Source organism: Rhodobacter sp. P2_H5 (genome assembly GCF_056403335.1).
In genome coordinates this window covers 309,838-327,116 of the sequence record NZ_JBFUFS010000004.1, presented here as the reverse complement: position 1 = coordinate 327,116, position 17,279 = coordinate 309,838, and the positions used below count along the sequence as shown (strand labels likewise).

The following is a 17,279-nucleotide window of genomic DNA, read 5'->3' as shown; positions in this document are numbered from 1 at the left end:
CCTGCAGGCAGGATAACGGGAAGAAGTTACCTATCGGTAAGCGCGGCTTCGGGCTGCGGTCAGTTCAGTTGAAACTGCAGCGGATAGCGCCCATCGGTGAAATCGCCGAACAGGTCGGGCAGATCCGGATGGCTCACCGGCTGGCCGGTTTCATCCGGGACCAGGTTCTGTTCAGAGACATAGGCCACATAGTAGCTTTGGTCATTCTCTGCCAGAAGGTGGTAGAAGGGCTGGTTTTTCGAAGGACGCGCCTCTTCGGGGATGTTTTCGTACCATTCCTCGGTGTTGGAAAACATCGCGTCCACGTCGAACACCACGCCACGGAACGGGTGCTTGCGATGACGCAACACCTGCCCGATGTGATATTTCGCGGCCGTTCTCAGCATCATGTCGTACCCCCAATCCGATTTTACTAATCCTGCGGGGCGGCGCTGTCCACAGATCTGCCCGATACAGAGGGAAACAAACTGTGGCCTTTGCCCCTACAGTCGGCGGTTTCCTGCCCGGCACAGGGGGGAAACCGCGCGTATTTCCTGATGGTTGGTGAAGCTTGCCCATTGGAGTTGCGACGATTTTCCCGTATCGTTGAAAAAAATAATACGAACGCATGAGGGGCAGATGAGCAGAACTCTCCGTGCGTCGATCCTGTTGCTGTTTCTCGCCTCCTGTGGGGGCGGCAACTTTTCGGCGCCGCGCCATTTGGATGACGCCTGTTCTGTCATTCACCAACGTCCGCAATATCTTGCGGCCATGAAAGTCACCCAAAGGAAATGGGGGGTTCCGATCTCGGTGCAGATGGCGATTCTGCATCAGGAATCGAAGTTCATCGGCAATGCCCGCACGCCGCACCAATATGCGCTGGGGGTGATTCCCCTCGGGCGGCAAAGCTCGGCCTATGGCTACGCGCAGGCGCTGGACAGCACCTGGGACGACTACCGCAAGGAAGAGCACCGCATGGGCGCGCGCCGCGACAACATCCGCGATGCGACCGATTTCATGGGTTGGTATATCGACGGGACGACGCGCAAGCTGGGCCTGTCCAAGACCGATGCCGAAAGCCAGTACCTCGCCTATCACGAGGGGCGCAACGGCTTTGCCAACCAGAGCTACAAGGCCAAGTCCTGGCTGGTCAGCGTGGCGCAGCGCGTCGGCCTGCGCGCCGCCATGTACCACGATCAACTGCAGACCTGCCTGCGTTAGGCAGGTCTGAGCCTTTGGCCGCGGTTAGCGTTCGTTCTTGTTGGTCTGGGCGGTGATCGAGAACAGGCTGCCCGGATAGGTGCCGCCGACCTGCAGCGAGTCCAGCGCGACCGAGGTCTTGTTGCCGATGTCGTCGGTGATGATCCACTGCGTCAGGGCCACCGGGTTTTCGGTGAAGATCAGCTCGATCGTGCCGTAATCGGGGTGTTTGGGGTCCTGCGCCACGATATGGGTCTTGCCGTTGACCTCGCTATGCCCGACCACCATTTTCGCCGCCGAAAGATTGACCTTGGGGGCGAGGATCAGGTTCAGGGGCGTGCGCTCCAAGGGGTATTGCTCGGGCGGCTGGTTGGATTTCGCGTCGAAAATCGCCACCGAACCGGCCGCGGCCAGCACCAGGCTCTTGTTCGGCGGGTCGTATTCAAAGCGCGCCCGGCCCGGCCGCATGATCACGATGCGGCCCTTGGCGGTCGATCCATCGGCATTGGTCTGCACGAACCGCGCCTCAGCCGTAGTCAGGCTGTTGATATAGGTCGAGAGCTCCGACAGGGGCACCTCGGCCGCCTGAGCGGAAAGGCCAAAACAAAGGGCGAGCGGGGCCAAACATGCGGCACGAAGCATTTTCATGGCCCTAATATAGGGCCTTCGGGCCGGTTCTCCAGCCCTGCGGCCTTCAATTGGGCGAGAGGCTGCCGATCTGGTCACTGTAAAGATGGCGCCCACCGTTGGGGTCGGTCACCTCCAGCGCGCCGTCGCCCTCTGCAAGATAAGAGGGGCCGATCGGCACCTTGCCATGACCGCCGGGAATATCCAGCACATAGGTCGGCAGGCAAATCCCCGAGATCTGTCCGCGCAGGGCCGCCATCAGGGCCTGACCCTCGGCGATGGTGGTTCGGAAATGGCTGGTGCCCTTGGCGAGGTCGGCGTGGTGCAGGTAGTAGGGCTTCACCCGGTTGCGGATCAGGCCGCGGAACAGCGCCTCCAGCACCTCAACCCGGTCATTCACGCCCTTCAGCAGCACGGTCTGCGACAAAAGCGGAATGCCCGCGCCGGAGAGCCGGGCCAGAGCGGCGCAGGCGGCGGGCGTCAGCTCTGCCGGGTGGTTGGTGTGGACGACCACATAGACCGCCGGACGGGTCTGCAGGGCCGCGATCAGTTCGGGCGAGATGCGGTCGGGCGCCACCACCGGCACCCTTGTGTGAAAGCGTACCACCTCGACATGGGGGATGGCTGAAAGCCGGTCGATCAGGCTTTTCAGGCGGCGCGGCGACAGGACCATCGGGTCGCCGCCGGTCAGGATCACCTCCCAGATCGCCGGGGTGGCGGCGATATAGTCGAGCGCCTTTTGCAGATCTTCCTCGGGCAGGTGGCCTTCCGATCCCACCGTCTCGCGGCGAAAGCAGAAGCGGCAGTAGACTTCGCAGGTTTGTGTTGCATGCAGGATCACCCGGTCCGGGTAACGGTGGGTGACACCGGGGGCCGGTTCATGCACCCGGTCGCCGATCGGGTCGGCGAGCTCCTCGGCGCGGATCAAAAGCTCGTTCAGGCTGGGCACGAACTGGCGCGCCACGCCGGGCTCGGCCTGGGCCATCTCGGGCGTGATGCGCAGGCGGAACTGGTCCACCACGGGGCCAAGCCCCTCGGCCTCGGCGGCGGAGGTCAGGCCTGCGGCCACAAGATCGGGCAGGGAGGTCACGGCCATGGGCGTTCACGCATCCAATAAAGCAAGGGGTTGGCGGTGGCTTTGCCGACCACAACAGGGCCCTGCCTATCGCGCTTTGGGCGAAGAATGGCAAGGCCCGAGGTTTGCGCTTGGGTTGCGGGGATGGTGCAGATAGGCTGACCCAAAGCCTTGGAACCGGGATGAGTGATGTGATGGACCTGACGCGCCGTGCGACGATTTTTGGCCTCGCCGCCCTTCTGGCCGCCCCGGCCTTCGCGCAGGACTATGCCGCGGTGCCGGATGCGGGCTACAACGCCTGGGTCGCGAAGTTTCGCGCCCGCGCCCTGCAGCGCGGCATCTCGAAGCGGACGCTGGATGCCGCCTTCCGCCATGCGGGCTTTCTGCCCGATGTGATCGCGCGCGACCGCGCCCAGGCGGAATCGATCTATGGGATGGAGGATTACCTCGCCATCACCGCCTCGCCCGAGCGGATCAAGATGGGCACCAAGGCCCTGCGGCAGAAGTCCGGCGTGCTGTCGAAGCTTGAGGCGCGCTACGGCGTCGAGGCGCGGGTGGTGGCGGCGATCTGGGGGGTGGAAAGCTTTTACGGCACCAAACGCGGCGCCGTTCCGGTGATCTCGGCCCTCTCGACCCTGGCTTATGAGGGGCGGCGGGCAGAGTTCTTTGAGGGCCAGCTGATGGCCGCGCTGCAGATCCTCGCCCATGGTGACATCAGCGCCGACCAAATGACCGGCGGCTGGGCTGGGGCCATGGGCCACACCCAGTTCATCCCCACGACCTATCTGTCCTATGCGGTCGATTACGACGGCGACGGCCGCCGCGATGTCTGGAGCGATGACCCCGCCGACGCCTTGGCCTCTGCCGCGCGCTATCTGAAGGCAGCGGGGTGGCAGAAGGGCCAGCCCTGGGGGATGGAGGTCCAGGTCTCCAAGGCCGCGGCAGGGCAGGGCGGCAAGGTCCATACGGTCGCCGACTGGCGCAAGCTGGGGCTTCTGACCGGGCGGGGCGGCCAGGTGCCCGACCATGGCTCGGCGCGACTGGTCACCACCTCCGGCCCGGGGTTCCTGCTGTTCCACAACGGGCGGGTGCTGGGGAAATACAATTCCTCGACGCTCTACATGGTGGGCGTCGGCTATCTGTCCGACCGGATCTCGGGCAAGGGGCCGCTCGTGCAGGGCTTTCCGCCCGATGCCAATGGCCTGACCCAGGCCAACCGCATCCGCCTGCAGGAGCGGCTGACGCGGCTGGGCTATGACACCGGCTCGACCGATGGGGTCTTCGGGGCCAAGACCCGCGCCGCGATTGCAGGTTTCCAGCGGGCACAGGGGCTGGCGGTCACCGGCACGCCCTCGCCCGACCTGCTTGCCTTGCTGCGCTAGGCCGGAGGGTTCAGATCCCGGGCCAGAACCGCCACAGCGAGGCGGTGTCGCCCGCAGCCTCCGCACGGCGTAGGTCGAAATGCGGCGTCAGAAGATCCTCCATCGAAAACAGGCCGCTCGGAACCGCCGGCAGGTTTTGCAGCGCGAAGAGGATGCCGGTGCCAAAGGCCTCACGCGCGATGGAATCGTGCTTCAGACGCACGGTCTGAAAAGGAAAGCCGAACAGGACCTCATGCACCCCGATGATGCCGCCGGCCCGGATCGACTTGATCTCCTCCTGCGGCACGTCCAGCCCATCGGCCAGCATCCGGGCCGGGCCGGAAACCTCGGTCTTGGAGCGGAAATGCTCCTCGATGATCTGGATGTCGCTGTCCGGCGCGATCCGCTTCAGCACCTTGGCCGCGATCAGCAGGAAGTTGATGCCCAGTGTCACATTATCCGAATGCAGGACCCGGATGCTGTGAGACAGGGTCTTGAGATAGGCCAGATCCTCCTCGCCATATTCCGCCACCGCTGAAATCACCGTCAGTTTGCGTCGCTTGGCCTCCTCGCCGTAATAGCGCAGCGCCTCGGTGCCGGAGAAATCGACGATCACATCGACGGGAAACATGTCCAGCAGTTCGGCGGCACTGAATTCGTCGGCGCAGAGGATGAAGCCGGCCTCTTCGGATTCGACCCCCAGGAATTCCGGGACCGAGTGGTGTTCCAGCTTGCGCGATTTGCGCAGAACCCATTGCAGATCGGCGTCCTTGGATTCCAGCAGTACGGTCGCAACCGCCTTGCCCGCCCGGCCAAATCCGATGAGTCCGATCTTCGGTGCTTCTGGCATTCTGCGCTCCTTTTGGGTTCGTCAAAATGGGAGGCATCCGCACCCCAAGGGCGGCAATCTTAGGGGGCGGGGGGAAGGTGCAGCAAGGCTGGTGGCCGAATAACGCCATATCGCGGGCAGGGCCGGCAGGATTCGGCTTATCGGTCAGAGGGATAGGACCGTCCCTTCGTCCCTGAAGCTCACAGCAGAAGCGCCACCACGATCGGCACCAGGATGCTCGTCAGCACGGCGTTCAGCGCCATGCCGATCGCGGCGAAGGCGCCGGCGGTCTCGTTGACCTGAATGGCGCGGGCGGTGCCGATGCCGTGCGAGGCGACGCCGACCGCAAAGCCGCGCGCCCGCCAGTCGCGGATCTTCAGCGCGTTCATCAGCGGGGTGACCACCATGGCGCCGAAAATCCCGGTCAGGATCACCAGAACCGCCGTCAGGGTGGGCAACCCGCCAAGCTGTTCGGAAATGCCGATGGCGACCGGGGCGGTGGTGGATTTCGGGGCGATCGAGACGATGATCTGCCGGGGCAGCCCCAGCGCCGAGGCCAGCGCCACCGCCGAGACCGCCGCCGCAAGCGAGCCCGCCACCAGCGCACCGAGGATCGGGATGGCCGTTTTGCGGATTGTGGCAAGGTTGGCGTGGATCGGCACGGCAAGGGCCACCGTCGCGGGCCCGAGCAGGAAGTGGATGAACTTCGCGCCGTCAAAGTAGGTTTGATAGGGTGTGCCGCTGACCCAGAGGATCGCCGCGATCACCGTCACGGCGAAGAGCACCGGGTTGGCCATCGGATGCCGCCGCAGCTTTTGCGACAGCGCATCGGTGCAAAGATAGACCACGATGGTGCAGGTCAGCCAGAGCAGGGGCTCGGTGGACAGATAGCTCCAGATCTGGGCGACGTCAGTCATTCTGCGCTCCCGTCAGGCGGTGCAGCACAAGGAAGGTGGCGACGCTGACCAGCATCGCGATCACCGTGCTGGCCATGACCACCACTGCAATTGCCACCCCGTTCTGCGCGAGGATGCCCAGGTTGGCCACCACGCCGACCCCGGCAGGCACGAAGAGCAGCGACAGGTAGCCCAGAAAGCCGCGCGCCACCGGGCCGACCCGCTCGGCCAGGGCGGGGCGCAGGGTGCAGGCGCTGAACAGAAGGATCAACCCGATCACCGGCCCCGGGACGGGCAGGGTGAGCGCACGGGCGACGACCTCGCCCGCCAGCTGGCAGGACAACAGGATTGCGATGGTGACCAGCATGCAGGGCCCTCTCTGGCTTTGACGCGGGACAACCTTCCCGCTTCGGGGCCGAAGATCAAGCCTTGGCCGCGCAGGGCCGTCCTGCAGAACGCCCCGCCTTGCGGCGGGGCGCAGAATCATGATCCGGCGTTCAGGCGCCCATCGGCCATACGAACTCCGGCCGCAGGCCCTCGAACACTGGGCGGCCGTCGTGGGGCTTTTCGTAGCCTTTCGTCGCGTCCCAGAAGGCGTGGTAGGTGGCCCTGGGGAAGCTGGCGTCGTCATAGCCCATGACGTTGGGCACGGCGACGCGGATGCGGTGCTGCTTGTCGTCCAGCATCAGCGCGGCGCCGCATTCGGTGCAAAGGCAGATTTCCAGCGGGCCGTTGGGGTTGCTGGCGTTGAAGGGCACGCGCTTCATCTTTTCTGGGTGGTCAACCTTCACGTCGCCATAGTTGAAGAAGGCCACATGGGTATGCTGCTGGCCGGTCACGGCCTTGCAGACGTTGCAATGGCATTCGTGGTTGTCGATCGGTTCGGCGTCGGAGGTGACATGCACATGGGCGCAGCCACCGGCGTATTTTGCAGACATTGCTTCCTCCCTTGAAACTCCTGAAACCAGGAGAGTGCCACAGGGTAACACGGGCTTGCCTCGGGGAAGTATAAGCTAAGCGACCGTAAAATGACGAAACGCCCCACCTTGCGGCGGGGCGTTTGAGGCAAGAGAGGTCGGGGTTGCCCCCGGCGCTCTTTAGCCGCGCTCTTCGATGATTTTCACCATGTGAGCGACAGCAGCCACCATGCCACGAATGGACGGGGTGTCTTCCAGCTCACGGGTGCGGCGGATCTTGTTCAGGCCCAGACCCTTGAGGGTCGCGGTCTGCACAGCCGGGCGACGGGCAGCGGAAGCGTATTGCTGCACGACGATGGTCTTTTTGGTATCAGCCATGATCAAGCCTCCACAACTTCAGCGGCGGGCTTGCCCAGAATCTCGGCCACTTTCTTGCCGCGACGTGCGGCAACTTGGCGGGGCGAGGTTTCCGACTTCAGACCGTCGATGGTGGCGCGGATCATGTTGTAGGGGTTCGAGGTGCCGATCGATTTGGCGACCACGTCCTGCAGACCCAGCATTTCGAACACAGCGCGCATCGGGCCGCCGGCGATGATGCCGGTACCCGCCACGGCGGTGCGCATTACGACTTTACCGGCGCCATGACGGCCTTCCATGTCGTGGTGCAGGGTGCGGCTGTCCTTCAGCGGCACGCGGATGAGCGAGCGCTTGGCCTGCTCGGTCGCTTTGCGGATCGCTTCCGGAACTTCCTTTGCCTTGCCCTTGCCGAAGCCGACACGACCGCGCTGATCGCCCACAACCACCAAAGCTGCAAAGCCGAAGCGCTTGCCGCCTTTCACGGTTTTGGACACGCGGTTGATCGCGACCAGACGGTCTGCGAACTCCGGGGTTTCCTCGGGCCGATTGTCGCGGCGATCATTGCCACCACGATTGTCCCGGCGGTTTTCACGTTCTGCCATTGTCTATCTCCTCAGAACTTCAAGCCGCCTTCACGGGCAGCGTCGGCCAAAGCCTTGATCTTACCGTGAAAGAGGAAACCGCCGCGATCGAAGTAAACCACTTCGACACCGGCCTTGAGAGCACGCTCGGCGATGGTCGCGCCAATCTTGGCGGCCGCCTCGACGTTGTTTTTGCCCACGACGCCCAGATCCTTCTCGAGAGAAGAAGCCGAAGCGACGGTGATGCCCTTCACATCGTCGATCAACTGGACCGAGATGTTCTTGCTGGAGCGGTGAACAGACAGGCGAAGACGCCCAGCAGCCACCGACTTGATGCGGTTCCGAACGCGCAGACGGCGCTTGAGGAACAGCTCTCTTTTGTTGTTTGCCATTTCTCTTGCCCCTTACTTCTTCTTGCCTTCCTTGCGGAAGACGAACTCGCCCTTGTAACGAATGCCTTTGCCCTTGTAGGGCTCGGGCTTCTTCCAAGCGCGGATGTTCGCGGCGACTTGGCCAACAAGCTGTTGGTCAATGCCTTCCACAGAGATTTCGGTTTGCTTCGGCGAAGCGACGGTCACACCCTCGGGCACCTCGAAGATCACTTCGTGGCTGAAGCCCAGCGACAGTTGAAGGTCTTTGCCCTTCATCGCGGCGCGGTAACCCACGCCCTGGATTTCCATCTCCTTGCGGAAGCCGGTGGTGACGCCGGTGACCAGGTTCTGGATCATCGAGCGGCTCATGCCCCACTGCGAGCGAGCCCGCTTGGAGAGACCGCGCGGCGTGACTTTGACAGCATCGTTTTCGATGGTCAGCGTCACGTCGTCGCCAGCGGTGAAGCTGCGGGTGCCTTTCGGCCCCTTGACTTCAATGGTTTGGCCCGAGATCGAGGCCGACACGCCCTTGACCAAGGCGACGGGTTTTTTGCCAATACGAGACATACTACCCCTCCCTTAGAATACGGTGCAAAGCACTTCGCCGCCAACATTGGCAGCGCGTGCATTTGCATCCGTCATCACACCCTTGGGGGTGGACAGGATTGCGATACCAAGACCGTTACGCACGGGCGTCACGTCCTTGATCGAGTTGTAGACGCGGCGGCCCGGCTTGGACACGCGCTTCAACTCACGGATGACCGGGGTGCCTTCAAAGTACTTGAGGCTGATGGTCAGTTCGCCTTGACCGTTTTCGGTCTTGGCGGATTCATAGCCGCGGATGTAGCCTTCCGCGACGAGCACGTCCAACACCCAGGCCCGCAGCTTGGAAGCCGGGGTCTTGACGGTGGATTTGCCGCGCATCTGGCTGTTGCGGATACGGGTCAGCATATCGCCGATGGGATCGTTCATCATCATTTTTCTGCGCTCCCCTTACCAGCTCGACTTAACCATGCCGGGGATCTGGCCGAAGGAGGCGAGATCACGCAGCATGATACGGCTGAGCTTGAGTTTGCGGTAATAGGCGTGCGGGCGGCCGGTCAGCTGGCAGCGGTTGTGGATACGGGTGGCCGAGGAGTTGCGCGGCAGGGCAGCCAGTTTGGCGGTCGCCTTGAAACGCTCTTCGATCGGTTTGGTTTGGTCGTAGATAACCGTCTTCAGTGCGGCGCGTTTGGCTGCGTGCTGCTGCACGAGCTTGGCGCGCTTCACTTCGCGGTTCACCATGGATTTTTTGGCCATTGTTGGATTCCTCGCGATCAGGACGTGAAGGGCATTTTGAAGTGCTTGAGCAGCGACTTCGCTTCTGCATCGGTCTTGGCATTGGTGCAGATGATGATGTCCATGCCCAGAATCTCATCGACCTTGTCGAAGTTGATTTCCGGGAACACGATCTGCTCTTTCAAGCCCATCGCATAGTTGCCATTGCCATCAAACGACGTGCCTTTCACGCCGCGGAAGTCGCGGACGCGGGGCAGGGCGATGGTGATCAGGCGGTCGAGGAATTCATACATCCGGTCGCCGCGGAGGGTGACCTTGCAGCCCAGCGGCATCTGCTCACGGACGCGGAACCCGGCGATCGAGTTCTTGGCGTGGGTGATCACTGCCTTCTGACCGGCGATCAGGCTCAGCTCTTCAGCGGCCTGCTTGACCTTCTTGGTGTCCTTGACCGCTTCGCCGACGCCCATGTTCAGGACGATCTTGTCCAGACGGGGGATCTGCATGTCGTTCTTGTAGCCATATTCGGCTTTCAGAGCGGCGCGGATCGTCGTGGCGTATTCAGCCTTCAGACGCGGGGTATAGGTGGCTTGGTCGAGCATCAGATCGCCTCCCCGGTGGTTTTGGCGTAGCGGACCTTCTTGTCGCCTTCCATGCGGAAGCCGACGCGGGTCGCCTTGCCATTGGCATCAACGATGGCGAGGTTCGACAGATCGATCGGCATCGCCTTGGCGATGCGGCCACCTTGCGAAGTCTGGCTTTGCTTGGTGTGACGGATCGAGGTGTTCAGACCGTCGACGATCGCGGCATTGTCCTTGGGGGACACGGCGGTGATTTCGCCCTGCTTGCCCTTGTCCTTGCCGGTCAAGATGACAACCTTGTCACCCTTTTTGAGCTTAGCGGCCATCAGAGCACCTCCGGAGCCAGCGAGATGATCTTCATGAAGTTCTTGGCGCGCAGTTCACGGACAACCGGCCCGAAGATACGCGTACCGACCGGTTCACCCTGGTTGTTCAGGATGACGGCGGCATTGCGGTCAAAACGGATGGTGGTGCCGTCTTCGCGACGAACTTCCTTGGCGGTGCGGACTACGACGGCCTTGCGGACGTCACCCTTCTTCACGCGGCCTTTCGGAATTGCCTCCTTGACCGACACCACGATGATGTCGCCCACGGATGCATAGCGGCGGTGCGAACCGCCCAGAACCTTGATGCACTGAACCCGGCGAGCGCCTGAGTTATCAGCAACATCCAGATTGGTCTGCATCTGGATCATTTAGTTTTCTCCGACCTTTGGGGGCAGAATACCCCCAGGGTTTCGTTTCAGTTCAAGACGAAGGGCACTCACGCAGTCGCGTCAGTGACAACCGTCCAGCGTTTCGACTTCGAAATCGGGGCGCATTCCTCGATGCGGACCGTGTCGCCTTCCTTGAACTGGTTCAAGGCATCGTGAGCACGGTACTTCTTGGATTTGCGGATCGTCTTTTGCAGAACGGGGTGCTTGAAGCGGCGTTCGACAAGAACGGTGATCGTCTGCTCGTTCTTGTCCGAGGTCACGACACCTTGCAGGATACGTTTGGGCATCGGTCTCTCCTTACTTCGCGGCTTCGGCGGCTTTTTGGGCCAGCACGGTACGGACACGGGCGACATCCTTGCGGACTTTGCCGATGCGCGAGGTGTTCTCAAGTTGGTTGGTTGCTGCCTGGAAGCGCAGGTTGAACGCTTCTTTCTTCAGCGCGACAAGCTGATCACGCAGCTGGTCGGGGGTCTTCGCACGCAGTTCTTGGGCGTCCATGCGCCTTTTCCTTTTCCGTTCACCAGACGGCCCCGAGGGTAACCGTTGATCTGGTGGGTCAATGACAAACCAGCGATTCTGGGAGACCCGGAACCGCTGGATGCGTCCCACTACAGGAGGAGGGGGTTCAGGGCAAGGGGAAGTTTGGTCTCAGCCACCCGCGCCGGTCACTTCGCCGGGGCCGATGCAGGCACGCACCATCAGGGCAATCACGCTACCCACTATTGCGAACACAGCCACGGTTTCAGCCGTCATGAGCCATCCATAGGGCGTCAGTATCCCGTCTATCTCACTAGGGTTGTTTATGGCGCCGACCTGCGACCAGAAATTTGGATCCCGGGACTCGCGCCAACCCTCGTATCTGGTAAGTGCGACGCCGACTCCCGCGATGAGCAGGGAAATGCCCCCGCCCCAGATCGCCGCGCTTGTCCACGAAAGGGAATGTCGCATCCTGCACTTCAAGATGGGGGCGCCGATGATCCAACAGGCGAGGAAGGCAATCGGAAGCCCGAAGATTGCAGCGTAAATCCAGGATTCAAGCCCATAAGCCAAGCAATAGGGCCCGGCCACCGCCAGCCATCCCAAAAACGCCGAAACGTTGACCGCACGGGCCCGTTGACGCGTCGTATATGCTGGCCAGCCATCCATGCCCACAGGGTACCAAAAGAGGATTGGTCTGAATAGGCTCCGCCCGCGGTTGCACTACGGCCTGTATTGATGGCGGATCTTGATGGTGGTCAGTTGACTGTCTTACGACAGCGCCAGAACCACAGCGCGACTACGTAGGGCCGCAATCTCGGCCTCTCCCGGCGTTGCCGAGCCCCAGACAGCGATATAGCCGTAGGGCGCATCTGGATGCACGGCGTTCCAGGCGGTGACGGCGGCGCCCCGCATCGCGGCCTCGTTGACGCGGGCGGCGCGTTCGGGTTCGGGCGGGGTGGCCATGACATCGACGATCACCCGCAGCGAGGGGATGAGGTAGCCGGCAAAGACCTCACCCTTGGCCAGACGCAAGACCTCGGCCAGCGCGGGCTGCCAGACCACATGGGTCGCCCCCAGAGCCTTGGCGACATTCGGGGTCCTCGCCTCGATCCGCGCGGGTTGGGGTGCGGGGCCGTCGCCGGTCCAGCCCACGGCGACGTCCTTCCAGAAGGCGATGCGGCCCACGATCGCCCGGGCTTGCGGGCCAACCTGCTGATAGCGCCAGGCGGCGGCCCGGTTGACCTGGCCCTCCGCCACGACATCGAAATAATCCGCCTCGCCGCCCTTCCATGCGCAGATGCTGCGGTCCGGGGCGGGCGAGAGGTGCTGATGCGCCACCGCCTCTCGCGGGAAGTACAGCCGGCCCTCGACCTCGATCACATCAAGGCTGCGGGCAAGTTCCGTTCCATTCCAGCTTGCGGTGAACATGGCGGGCCTCCAATCCGTTTCCGCTTTCGAATTATCATGACCGGGAGACAAGGCAATGCTGCCCCCGCGCCGGTCTGTTCAACAAATCGACAGGGCAGGGCGCGCGCCCCGGATCGTGCCCCGGCGGCTGGCGGGGTGGCATTCGCCCCAGCCGATGCCTATGTAGCGCAGGACCCGAAGGAGCGCCCCGTCCCCTGATGCCCAAGAGCCCCGCGATTCTGCGCCGCTTGCTGCAGGCATTTGGCCTCGGCCTCAGCCTTCTGATGATCGGGGCGATGAGCCATGCCCTGACCCTCCCGGTGGAGCGGGTCGGGGCCCCGCACTTCGACGTGCAGCCGATGCTTCTGCAGGTCGCGGGCCCAAGGCTGGTCGCGGCCAAGGCCGAGCGGGTTCCCGCGGCGCCGCATCCATCGGCGGCGCTGGTGCCCACACCCATAGCCCTCCCCGAGGCACCGCAGGGCGGTTCTTCCACTTTGGTGCCGCTGCCGCGCCTCTGGACCCCTGTCCACATGCCGACCGGCTGGCAAGCGCGGGCGCCGCCATACCTCTTCTTGCAACGCAGAACCTGAACCGCCGCGGCCTCCTGGGCGCGCGGCTTCGCTTGCACAGTTGAGGAACCCCCATGACGACATCCAACGAACACCAGGACTCTCCCGCCAAAGGCGGACCCGAAGCGCCGCCGAAAGAGCCGATCCTGATGAACTGGATCATCATCTTCGTCACCATCGGCCTCATTCTTGCGGCCGCCTACATGCTGAAAGGATTTTGAGATGCGCAGCCGCACCGTGAAACTGGCCCTCTTCGGCCTGATCGCCGCCGCCATCGTGCTGGGTGACCTGCTCACCGCCTTGGGATGAGCCACTGCCGGGCGGAGGAAAAATCCGCCCGGCATCCTTCCCCAAGGGGGGCCGTTCCGGTTGAACCCAAGGGGAAGTGTCCCGCCGCGTCCAAAATCGGGCAAAACAACTTGTCCACAGAAGATTTCCCGACAAATCGCTTTACAGACTTCCCCCAGGGCTCCACAATATCTAGTAAGAACTGCACAGGGTATCGCAGTTTGTTGCCAGACACCCAGCCGCTTGTGGGTCCAGGTCCTCCGGTGGCGTTATTATGAGGCCAGGCATGTCACTAGCGGAAGATTTCATGACGTCGGACGATCTGCACCCGATCGACGTGGTCGAGACCCTCGCCGAGCACCACGCTTGGGAATTTGACCGCGTGACCGACAACCAGATCGCCATGGCGGTCGAAGGGCAGTGGCGGACCTATTCGCTCACCCTCGCCTGGTCGCCGCAGGACGAGACCCTGCGCCTGATCTGCACCTTCGAGATGGAGCCCCCCGAGGCCCGTCTGCCCGCGATCTATGACATCCTGAACCGCTGCAACGACATGGTCTGGACCGGGGCTTTCACCTATTGGACCGACCAGAAGCTGATGGTCTGGCGCTATGGCCTGCCGCTCTCGGGCGGGCAGATCCCGGACCCGGAGCAGATCGACCACCTGATCGCCTCGGCCGTCATGGCCTGCGAACGCTTCTACCCCGCCTTCCAGCTGGTCAGCTGGTCCGACCACACGCCGCAGGACGCGTTGAAAGTCGCCATTGCCGAGGCTTACGGTCGCGCCTAACCTGCCCCCGAAAGTTCGGAGGCGAAGATGCTTGAAGCGGTGGCCCGGCAGGGATTGGTTCTTTTGGGATGCGGCAAGATGGGCACGGCCCTTCTGACCGGCTGGCTGGGCGCCGGCGTGCCGCCCGAAGCGGTCTGGGTGATCGAACCCAACCCGACGGAATGGCTGAAAACCTCGGGCGTGCATCTGAATGAAGGCGTGCCGCCGGCGCCCGCCGTGGCGCTGCTGGCGGTCAAGCCGCAGATGATGGGCGCGGCCTTGCCCGCGCTGCAGGCGCTCGGCAATGGCAAGACGCTGTTCGTCTCGATCGCCGCGGGCACCTCTATTGCGACCTTCGAGGCGGCCCTGGGCGTGCATACCCCCATTGTGCGCACCATGCCCAACACGCCAGCCATGGTCGGGCGCGGCATCACCGGCATCTGCGCCAACGAGCCGGGGCTTGGCGGGCTGCCACTGGCGCGCGCCCTGATGCAGGCGGTGGGCGAGGTGGTGGAACTGGACGGCGAGCATCAGATCGATGCGGTGACCGGGGTTTCCGGCTCGGGTCCGGCCTATGTCTTTCACCTGATCGAGGCGCTGGCCGCCGCCGGCGTGGCCGAGGGCCTGTCGCCGGACGTTGCCATGAAGCTCGCCCGCGCCACGGTCTGCGGGGCTGGGGAGCTTGCCTACCGCTCGCCCGAAACGGCCAGCCAGCTGCGCATCAACGTGACCTCGCCGGGGGGAACCACGGCTGCGGCCCTGGCCCATCTGATGGACCCCGAGACCGGACTGCCGCCCCTGATGCAGCGCGCCGTCCATGCCGCCGCCGAACGCGGGCGGGAGCTTGGCAAATGACCATCACCTACGAGGATTTCGAGAAGGTCGATATCCGCGTCGGCCGCATCACCCGCGCCGAACCCTATCCTGAGGCGAGGAAGCCCGCCTACAAGCTCTGGGTCGATTTCGGTGGCGAGATTGGTGAGAAGCGCTCGTCCGCCCAGATCACCGTGCACTACACGCCCGAGGCGCTGATCGGGCGGCAGGTGCTGGCCGTGGTCAATTTCCCGCCGCGCCAGATCGGCAAGGTGCTGTCCGAAGTGCTGGTCCTCGGCCTGCCCGATGCCGCGGGCGCGGTGGTGCTGATCGGTCCGGGGCAGGACGTGCCGCTCGGGGGGAAACTCTTCTGATGCAGAAACTCCTGATCACCCGTGGCCTGCCCGATACCGTCGTGGACCGCGCGCGGCGCCGGTTCGACGTCACCCTGCGCGGCGAGGTGACACCCCTGTCCCCGCAAGAGCTGCGCGCCGCCCTGCGCGATTACGACGCGGTGCTGCCGACGCTGGGCGACCTCTTCAAGGCCGAGGTCTTTGCCGATGTGCCGGCCCCGCGCGCCCGGATCCTGGCCAATTTCGGCGTGGGCTTCAACCATATCGACGCGGTGGCCGCCCGGGCCGCGGGTCTGGCCGTGACCAACACGCCGGGGGCGGTGACCGATGCGACCGCCGACATCGCCCTGACGCTGATCCTGATGACGGCCCGCCGCGCGGGCGAGGGCGAAAGGCTGGTCCGCGCCGGGCAATGGCAGGGCTGGCACCCGACCCAGATGCTGGGGATGCATGTGACGGGTCGCCGCGTCGGCATCATCGGCATGGGGCGCATCGGCCAGGCCATCGCGCGGCGTTGCCACTTCGGCTTTGGCATGGAGGTGGTCTTCCACAACCGCTCGCCCCTGACCCTCGCCGACCTGCCCGCAAGACAAGCACCGCTGGCCGAGGTCCTGCAGGCCGATATCGTCGTGGTGGCCGTCCCCGGTGGTCCCAGCACCCACCACCTGGTCGGCGCCGCGGCCTTCGCGCAGATGCGCCCGCAGGCAATCTTCATCAACATCGCCCGCGGCGACGTGGTGGACGAGGCGGCGTTGGTGGCGGCTCTGCGCGGCGGCCAGATCGCGGGCGCGGGCCTTGATGTCTACGAATTCGAACCGCGGGTCTCGCCGGACCTGATGGCCATGGAGAATGTCACCCTGCTTCCCCACCTCGGCACCGCAGCGCTTGAGGTGCGCGAGGCGATGGGGATGATGGCGCTCGACAACCTCTTTGCCCATCTCGACGGGCAGCCCCTGCCCAACCCGGTCTGAACCATGCCCCCCCGCACCCCCCGCCTCGGCCTTGAACGCTCCGCGGGGGATATTTGGGCCAAAATGAAAACGCGGGCCTCGCCTTTCATTTTGGCCCAAATATCCCCGCCGGAGGCTTCTGCCCGCTCTGGAAGAGACCGGCCATGATCCTGTCGCGAGGGCGCCGTTTCATCTTTGTCCATATCCCCAAGACCGGCGGCACGGCTTTGGCGCTGGCGCTGGAGGCACGGGCGATGAAGGAGGATATCCTGATCGGCGACACGCCCAAGGCGCGGGCGCGGCGGGGCCGGATTGCCGGGGTCAAGGCGCGCGGGCGCTTGTGGAAGCACTCCGCGCTGTCCGACATCGTGGGGCTGGCCAGCGATGCCGAGATTGCGGAGTTCTTCACCGTGACGCTCGTCCGCAATCCCTGGGACCGGGCGGTCAGCTATTACCACTGGCTGCGCGACCAGCATTTTGCCCATCCGGCGGTGGGTCTGGCCAAGAGCCATGGCTTTGCCGATTTTCTAAACCATCCGCAGACCCGCACCGCCCTGGCGCTCTGGCCCTATGGCGCCTATCTGCGCGACCGGTTCGGGCAGGAACGCGCCAGTCTTTTCGCTCGGCTGGAGCATCTGGACCAGGACCTCGCCCCTTTCGAGGCGCATCTGGGCTTTCGCCTCACCCCCTTGCCCCGGGCCAACGAATCCGGGCGCGGGCGCGATTGGCGGCCCTATTTTGACGAGGGCAGCGCAGCCCTGATCGCCAGCCTCTGCGCCGAGGACATCGCCCGGTTCGGCTACCGTTTCGACCCCTGAGACGCCGGGCCTTTTAGCGAAACGCCGCAAGCCCGCCACAATCCCTGCGAAGCTTCGCCGCAGGGGCG

28 protein-coding genes are annotated in these 17,279 nt (G+C 63.9%); 9 read left to right on the top strand and 19 right to left on the bottom strand.

The window, feature by feature from the left end:
- Positions 1 to 59 precede the first annotated feature (59 nt).
- Complete coding sequence (gene hspQ, locus AC1DVR_RS07645; RefSeq protein ID WP_478000004.1) at positions 60 to 386, bottom strand: heat shock protein HspQ; 327 nt, start codon at positions 384 to 386, stop codon at positions 60 to 62.
- Between the two features lie 232 nt (positions 387 to 618).
- On the opposite strand from hspQ, the gene AC1DVR_RS07640 reads away from it, so the two are divergent.
- Positions 619 to 1,200, top strand: coding sequence for a transglycosylase SLT domain-containing protein (locus AC1DVR_RS07640; protein WP_477999943.1), 582 nt, complete (start codon positions 619 to 621; stop codon positions 1,198 to 1,200).
- A 24-nt stretch (positions 1,201 to 1,224) separates the two neighbouring features.
- Here the strand turns inward: AC1DVR_RS07640 and AC1DVR_RS07635 are convergent, their stop codons facing one another.
- Together AC1DVR_RS07635 and AC1DVR_RS07630 are read right to left on the bottom strand one after the other, a co-directional pair.
- A complete protein-coding gene (locus tag AC1DVR_RS07635) occupies positions 1,225 to 1,827 on the bottom strand; it encodes a LolA family protein (RefSeq protein WP_477999942.1) in 603 nt (200 codons plus the stop codon).
- Positions 1,828 to 1,873: 46 nt separating this feature from the next.
- A complete protein-coding gene (locus AC1DVR_RS07630; RefSeq protein WP_477999941.1) occupies positions 1,874 to 2,902 on the bottom strand; it encodes a lysine-2,3-aminomutase-like protein in 1,029 nt (342 codons plus the stop codon).
- Between the two features lie 173 nt (positions 2,903 to 3,075).
- Here AC1DVR_RS07630 and AC1DVR_RS07625 point away from each other — a divergent pair, with 173 nt between their 5' ends.
- Positions 3,076 to 4,263: a lytic murein transglycosylase gene (locus tag AC1DVR_RS07625; protein ID WP_478000003.1), complete on the top strand. Its 1,188-nt coding sequence runs from the start codon at positions 3,076 to 3,078 to the stop codon at positions 4,261 to 4,263.
- A 10-nt stretch (positions 4,264 to 4,273) separates the two neighbouring features.
- Here AC1DVR_RS07625 and AC1DVR_RS07620 read toward each other — a convergent pair whose 3' ends face one another.
- From AC1DVR_RS07620 to AC1DVR_RS07545, 16 genes are all read right to left on the bottom strand, one after another.
- Positions 4,274 to 5,092: a dihydrodipicolinate reductase C-terminal domain-containing protein gene (locus AC1DVR_RS07620; RefSeq protein ID WP_477999940.1), complete on the bottom strand. Its 819-nt coding sequence runs from the start codon at positions 5,090 to 5,092 to the stop codon at positions 4,274 to 4,276.
- A gap of 179 nt (positions 5,093 to 5,271) precedes the next feature.
- Positions 5,272 to 5,988: an LrgB family protein gene (locus AC1DVR_RS07615; RefSeq protein WP_477999939.1), complete on the bottom strand. Its 717-nt coding sequence runs from the start codon at positions 5,986 to 5,988 to the stop codon at positions 5,272 to 5,274.
- Positions 5,981 to 6,334, bottom strand: coding sequence for a CidA/LrgA family protein (locus tag AC1DVR_RS07610; protein ID WP_477999938.1), 354 nt, complete (start codon positions 6,332 to 6,334; stop codon positions 5,981 to 5,983). Before AC1DVR_RS07610 ends, AC1DVR_RS07615 begins: the two co-directional genes overlap by 8 nt.
- A 130-nt stretch (positions 6,335 to 6,464) precedes the next feature.
- Complete coding sequence (locus tag AC1DVR_RS07605; RefSeq protein WP_477999937.1) at positions 6,465 to 6,905, bottom strand: GFA family protein; 441 nt, start codon at positions 6,903 to 6,905, stop codon at positions 6,465 to 6,467.
- Between the two features lie 159 nt (positions 6,906 to 7,064).
- Complete coding sequence (gene rpmD, locus AC1DVR_RS07600; protein ID WP_477999936.1) at positions 7,065 to 7,262, bottom strand: 50S ribosomal protein L30; 198 nt, start codon at positions 7,260 to 7,262, stop codon at positions 7,065 to 7,067.
- Positions 7,263 to 7,264: 2 nt separating this feature from the next.
- Complete coding sequence (gene rpsE, locus AC1DVR_RS07595) at positions 7,265 to 7,843, bottom strand: 30S ribosomal protein S5 (RefSeq protein ID WP_477999935.1); 579 nt, start codon at positions 7,841 to 7,843, stop codon at positions 7,265 to 7,267.
- Between the two features lie 11 nt (positions 7,844 to 7,854).
- Positions 7,855 to 8,214 (bottom strand): 50S ribosomal protein L18, encoded by a 360-nt coding sequence (rplR, locus tag AC1DVR_RS07590; protein ID WP_477999934.1) that lies wholly within the window; start codon positions 8,212 to 8,214, stop codon positions 7,855 to 7,857.
- Between the two features lie 12 nt (positions 8,215 to 8,226).
- Positions 8,227 to 8,760 (bottom strand): 50S ribosomal protein L6, encoded by a 534-nt coding sequence (rplF, locus tag AC1DVR_RS07585; protein ID WP_477999933.1) that lies wholly within the window; start codon positions 8,758 to 8,760, stop codon positions 8,227 to 8,229.
- A gap of 12 nt (positions 8,761 to 8,772) precedes the next feature.
- A complete protein-coding gene (rpsH, locus tag AC1DVR_RS07580) occupies positions 8,773 to 9,171 on the bottom strand; it encodes a 30S ribosomal protein S8 (RefSeq protein ID WP_477999932.1) in 399 nt (132 codons plus the stop codon).
- 15 nt (positions 9,172 to 9,186) lie between these two features.
- The gene (gene rpsN, locus AC1DVR_RS07575; protein ID WP_477999931.1) at positions 9,187 to 9,492 is read right to left on the bottom strand and encodes a 30S ribosomal protein S14; all 306 of its coding nucleotides are present in this window, start codon (positions 9,490 to 9,492) and stop codon (positions 9,187 to 9,189) included.
- A gap of 17 nt (positions 9,493 to 9,509) precedes the next feature.
- A complete protein-coding gene (gene rplE, locus AC1DVR_RS07570; RefSeq protein ID WP_477999930.1) occupies positions 9,510 to 10,070 on the bottom strand; it encodes a 50S ribosomal protein L5 in 561 nt (186 codons plus the stop codon).
- Entirely contained in the window at positions 10,070 to 10,375 is a 306-nt protein-coding gene (rplX, locus tag AC1DVR_RS07565; RefSeq protein WP_477999929.1) for a 50S ribosomal protein L24, read from the bottom strand. Before rplX ends, rplE begins: the two co-directional genes overlap by 1 nt.
- On the bottom strand, positions 10,375 to 10,743 hold the full coding sequence (gene rplN / locus AC1DVR_RS07560; RefSeq protein WP_091302592.1) for a 50S ribosomal protein L14: 369 nt from the start codon (positions 10,741 to 10,743) through the stop codon (positions 10,375 to 10,377). Before rplN ends, rplX begins: the two co-directional genes overlap by 1 nt.
- A gap of 68 nt (positions 10,744 to 10,811) precedes the next feature.
- Positions 10,812 to 11,051 (bottom strand): 30S ribosomal protein S17, encoded by a 240-nt coding sequence (gene rpsQ / locus AC1DVR_RS07555; RefSeq protein WP_477999928.1) that lies wholly within the window; start codon positions 11,049 to 11,051, stop codon positions 10,812 to 10,814.
- 10 nt (positions 11,052 to 11,061) lie between these two features.
- Positions 11,062 to 11,262 carry a 50S ribosomal protein L29 gene (gene rpmC, locus AC1DVR_RS07550; protein WP_477999927.1) on the bottom strand — a complete coding sequence of 67 codons (201 nt, stop codon included), beginning with the start codon at positions 11,260 to 11,262 and terminating at the stop codon, positions 11,062 to 11,064.
- A 750-nt stretch (positions 11,263 to 12,012) separates the two neighbouring features.
- Entirely contained in the window at positions 12,013 to 12,672 is a 660-nt protein-coding gene (locus AC1DVR_RS07545; RefSeq protein ID WP_477999926.1) for a DUF427 domain-containing protein, read from the bottom strand.
- A 197-nt stretch (positions 12,673 to 12,869) separates the two neighbouring features.
- On the opposite strand from AC1DVR_RS07545, the gene AC1DVR_RS07540 reads away from it, so the two are divergent.
- The 7 genes from AC1DVR_RS07540 to AC1DVR_RS07510 all read left to right on the top strand — a co-directional run bounded on the left by AC1DVR_RS07540 (position 12,870) and on the right by AC1DVR_RS07510 (position 17,211).
- Entirely contained in the window at positions 12,870 to 13,241 is a 372-nt protein-coding gene (locus tag AC1DVR_RS07540; RefSeq protein ID WP_477999925.1) for a hypothetical protein, read from the top strand.
- Positions 13,242 to 13,294: 53 nt separating this feature from the next.
- Positions 13,295 to 13,441 carry a hypothetical protein gene (locus AC1DVR_RS07535; RefSeq protein WP_477999924.1) on the top strand — a complete coding sequence of 49 codons (147 nt, stop codon included), beginning with the start codon at positions 13,295 to 13,297 and terminating at the stop codon, positions 13,439 to 13,441.
- A 353-nt stretch (positions 13,442 to 13,794) separates the two neighbouring features.
- Complete coding sequence (locus AC1DVR_RS07530; RefSeq protein ID WP_477999923.1) at positions 13,795 to 14,298, top strand: type III secretion system chaperone family protein; 504 nt, start codon at positions 13,795 to 13,797, stop codon at positions 14,296 to 14,298.
- 27 nt (positions 14,299 to 14,325) lie between these two features.
- The gene (gene proC / locus AC1DVR_RS07525; protein ID WP_477999922.1) at positions 14,326 to 15,132 is read left to right on the top strand and encodes a pyrroline-5-carboxylate reductase; all 807 of its coding nucleotides are present in this window, start codon (positions 14,326 to 14,328) and stop codon (positions 15,130 to 15,132) included.
- Positions 15,129 to 15,464: a tRNA-binding protein gene (locus AC1DVR_RS07520; protein WP_477999921.1), complete on the top strand. Its 336-nt coding sequence runs from the start codon at positions 15,129 to 15,131 to the stop codon at positions 15,462 to 15,464. Before proC ends, AC1DVR_RS07520 begins: the two co-directional genes overlap by 4 nt.
- Entirely contained in the window at positions 15,464 to 16,414 is a 951-nt protein-coding gene (locus tag AC1DVR_RS07515) for a 2-hydroxyacid dehydrogenase (protein WP_477999920.1), read from the top strand. The genes AC1DVR_RS07520 and AC1DVR_RS07515 overlap by 1 nt, the downstream gene beginning before the upstream one ends.
- Before the next feature lie 143 nt (positions 16,415 to 16,557).
- Positions 16,558 to 17,211: a sulfotransferase family 2 domain-containing protein gene (locus AC1DVR_RS07510; protein WP_477999919.1), complete on the top strand. Its 654-nt coding sequence runs from the start codon at positions 16,558 to 16,560 to the stop codon at positions 17,209 to 17,211.
- The last annotated feature ends 68 nt before the right edge of the window (positions 17,212 to 17,279 follow it).

Coding starts and splice junctions, on each gene's coding strand:
- hspQ (WP_478000004.1), bottom strand. CDS start 386: ATGCTGAGAACGGCCGCGAAATATCACATCGGGCAGGTGTTGCGTCAT.
- AC1DVR_RS07640 (WP_477999943.1), top strand. CDS start 619: ATGAGCAGAACTCTCCGTGCGTCGATCCTGTTGCTGTTTCTCGCCTCC.
- AC1DVR_RS07635 (WP_477999942.1), bottom strand. CDS start 1,827: ATGAAAATGCTTCGTGCCGCATGTTTGGCCCCGCTCGCCCTTTGTTTT.
- AC1DVR_RS07630 (WP_477999941.1), bottom strand. CDS start 2,902: ATGGCCGTGACCTCCCTGCCCGATCTTGTGGCCGCAGGCCTGACCTCC.
- AC1DVR_RS07625 (WP_478000003.1), top strand. CDS start 3,076: ATGGACCTGACGCGCCGTGCGACGATTTTTGGCCTCGCCGCCCTTCTG.
- AC1DVR_RS07620 (WP_477999940.1), bottom strand. CDS start 5,092: ATGCCAGAAGCACCGAAGATCGGACTCATCGGATTTGGCCGGGCGGGC.
- AC1DVR_RS07615 (WP_477999939.1), bottom strand. CDS start 5,988: ATGACTGACGTCGCCCAGATCTGGAGCTATCTGTCCACCGAGCCCCTG.
- AC1DVR_RS07610 (WP_477999938.1), bottom strand. CDS start 6,334: ATGCTGGTCACCATCGCAATCCTGTTGTCCTGCCAGCTGGCGGGCGAG.
- AC1DVR_RS07605 (WP_477999937.1), bottom strand. CDS start 6,905: ATGTCTGCAAAATACGCCGGTGGCTGCGCCCATGTGCATGTCACCTCC.
- rpmD (WP_477999936.1), bottom strand. CDS start 7,262: ATGGCTGATACCAAAAAGACCATCGTCGTGCAGCAATACGCTTCCGCT.
- rpsE (WP_477999935.1), bottom strand. CDS start 7,843: ATGGCAGAACGTGAAAACCGCCGGGACAATCGTGGTGGCAATGATCGC.
- rplR (WP_477999934.1), bottom strand. CDS start 8,214: ATGGCAAACAACAAAAGAGAGCTGTTCCTCAAGCGCCGTCTGCGCGTT.
- rplF (WP_477999933.1), bottom strand. CDS start 8,760: ATGTCTCGTATTGGCAAAAAACCCGTCGCCTTGGTCAAGGGCGTGTCG.
- rpsH (WP_477999932.1), bottom strand. CDS start 9,171: ATGATGATGAACGATCCCATCGGCGATATGCTGACCCGTATCCGCAAC.
- rpsN (WP_477999931.1), bottom strand. CDS start 9,492: ATGGCCAAAAAATCCATGGTGAACCGCGAAGTGAAGCGCGCCAAGCTC.
- rplE (WP_477999930.1), bottom strand. CDS start 10,070: ATGCTCGACCAAGCCACCTATACCCCGCGTCTGAAGGCTGAATACGCC.
- rplX (WP_477999929.1), bottom strand. CDS start 10,375: ATGGCCGCTAAGCTCAAAAAGGGTGACAAGGTTGTCATCTTGACCGGC.
- rplN (WP_091302592.1), bottom strand. CDS start 10,743: ATGATCCAGATGCAGACCAATCTGGATGTTGCTGATAACTCAGGCGCT.
- rpsQ (WP_477999928.1), bottom strand. CDS start 11,051: ATGCCCAAACGTATCCTGCAAGGTGTCGTGACCTCGGACAAGAACGAG.
- rpmC (WP_477999927.1), bottom strand. CDS start 11,262: ATGGACGCCCAAGAACTGCGTGCGAAGACCCCCGACCAGCTGCGTGAT.
- AC1DVR_RS07545 (WP_477999926.1), bottom strand. CDS start 12,672: ATGTTCACCGCAAGCTGGAATGGAACGGAACTTGCCCGCAGCCTTGAT.
- AC1DVR_RS07540 (WP_477999925.1), top strand. CDS start 12,870: ATGCCCAAGAGCCCCGCGATTCTGCGCCGCTTGCTGCAGGCATTTGGC.
- AC1DVR_RS07535 (WP_477999924.1), top strand. CDS start 13,295: ATGACGACATCCAACGAACACCAGGACTCTCCCGCCAAAGGCGGACCC.
- AC1DVR_RS07530 (WP_477999923.1), top strand. CDS start 13,795: ATGTCACTAGCGGAAGATTTCATGACGTCGGACGATCTGCACCCGATC.
- proC (WP_477999922.1), top strand. CDS start 14,326: ATGCTTGAAGCGGTGGCCCGGCAGGGATTGGTTCTTTTGGGATGCGGC.
- AC1DVR_RS07520 (WP_477999921.1), top strand. CDS start 15,129: ATGACCATCACCTACGAGGATTTCGAGAAGGTCGATATCCGCGTCGGC.
- AC1DVR_RS07515 (WP_477999920.1), top strand. CDS start 15,464: ATGCAGAAACTCCTGATCACCCGTGGCCTGCCCGATACCGTCGTGGAC.
- AC1DVR_RS07510 (WP_477999919.1), top strand. CDS start 16,558: ATGATCCTGTCGCGAGGGCGCCGTTTCATCTTTGTCCATATCCCCAAG.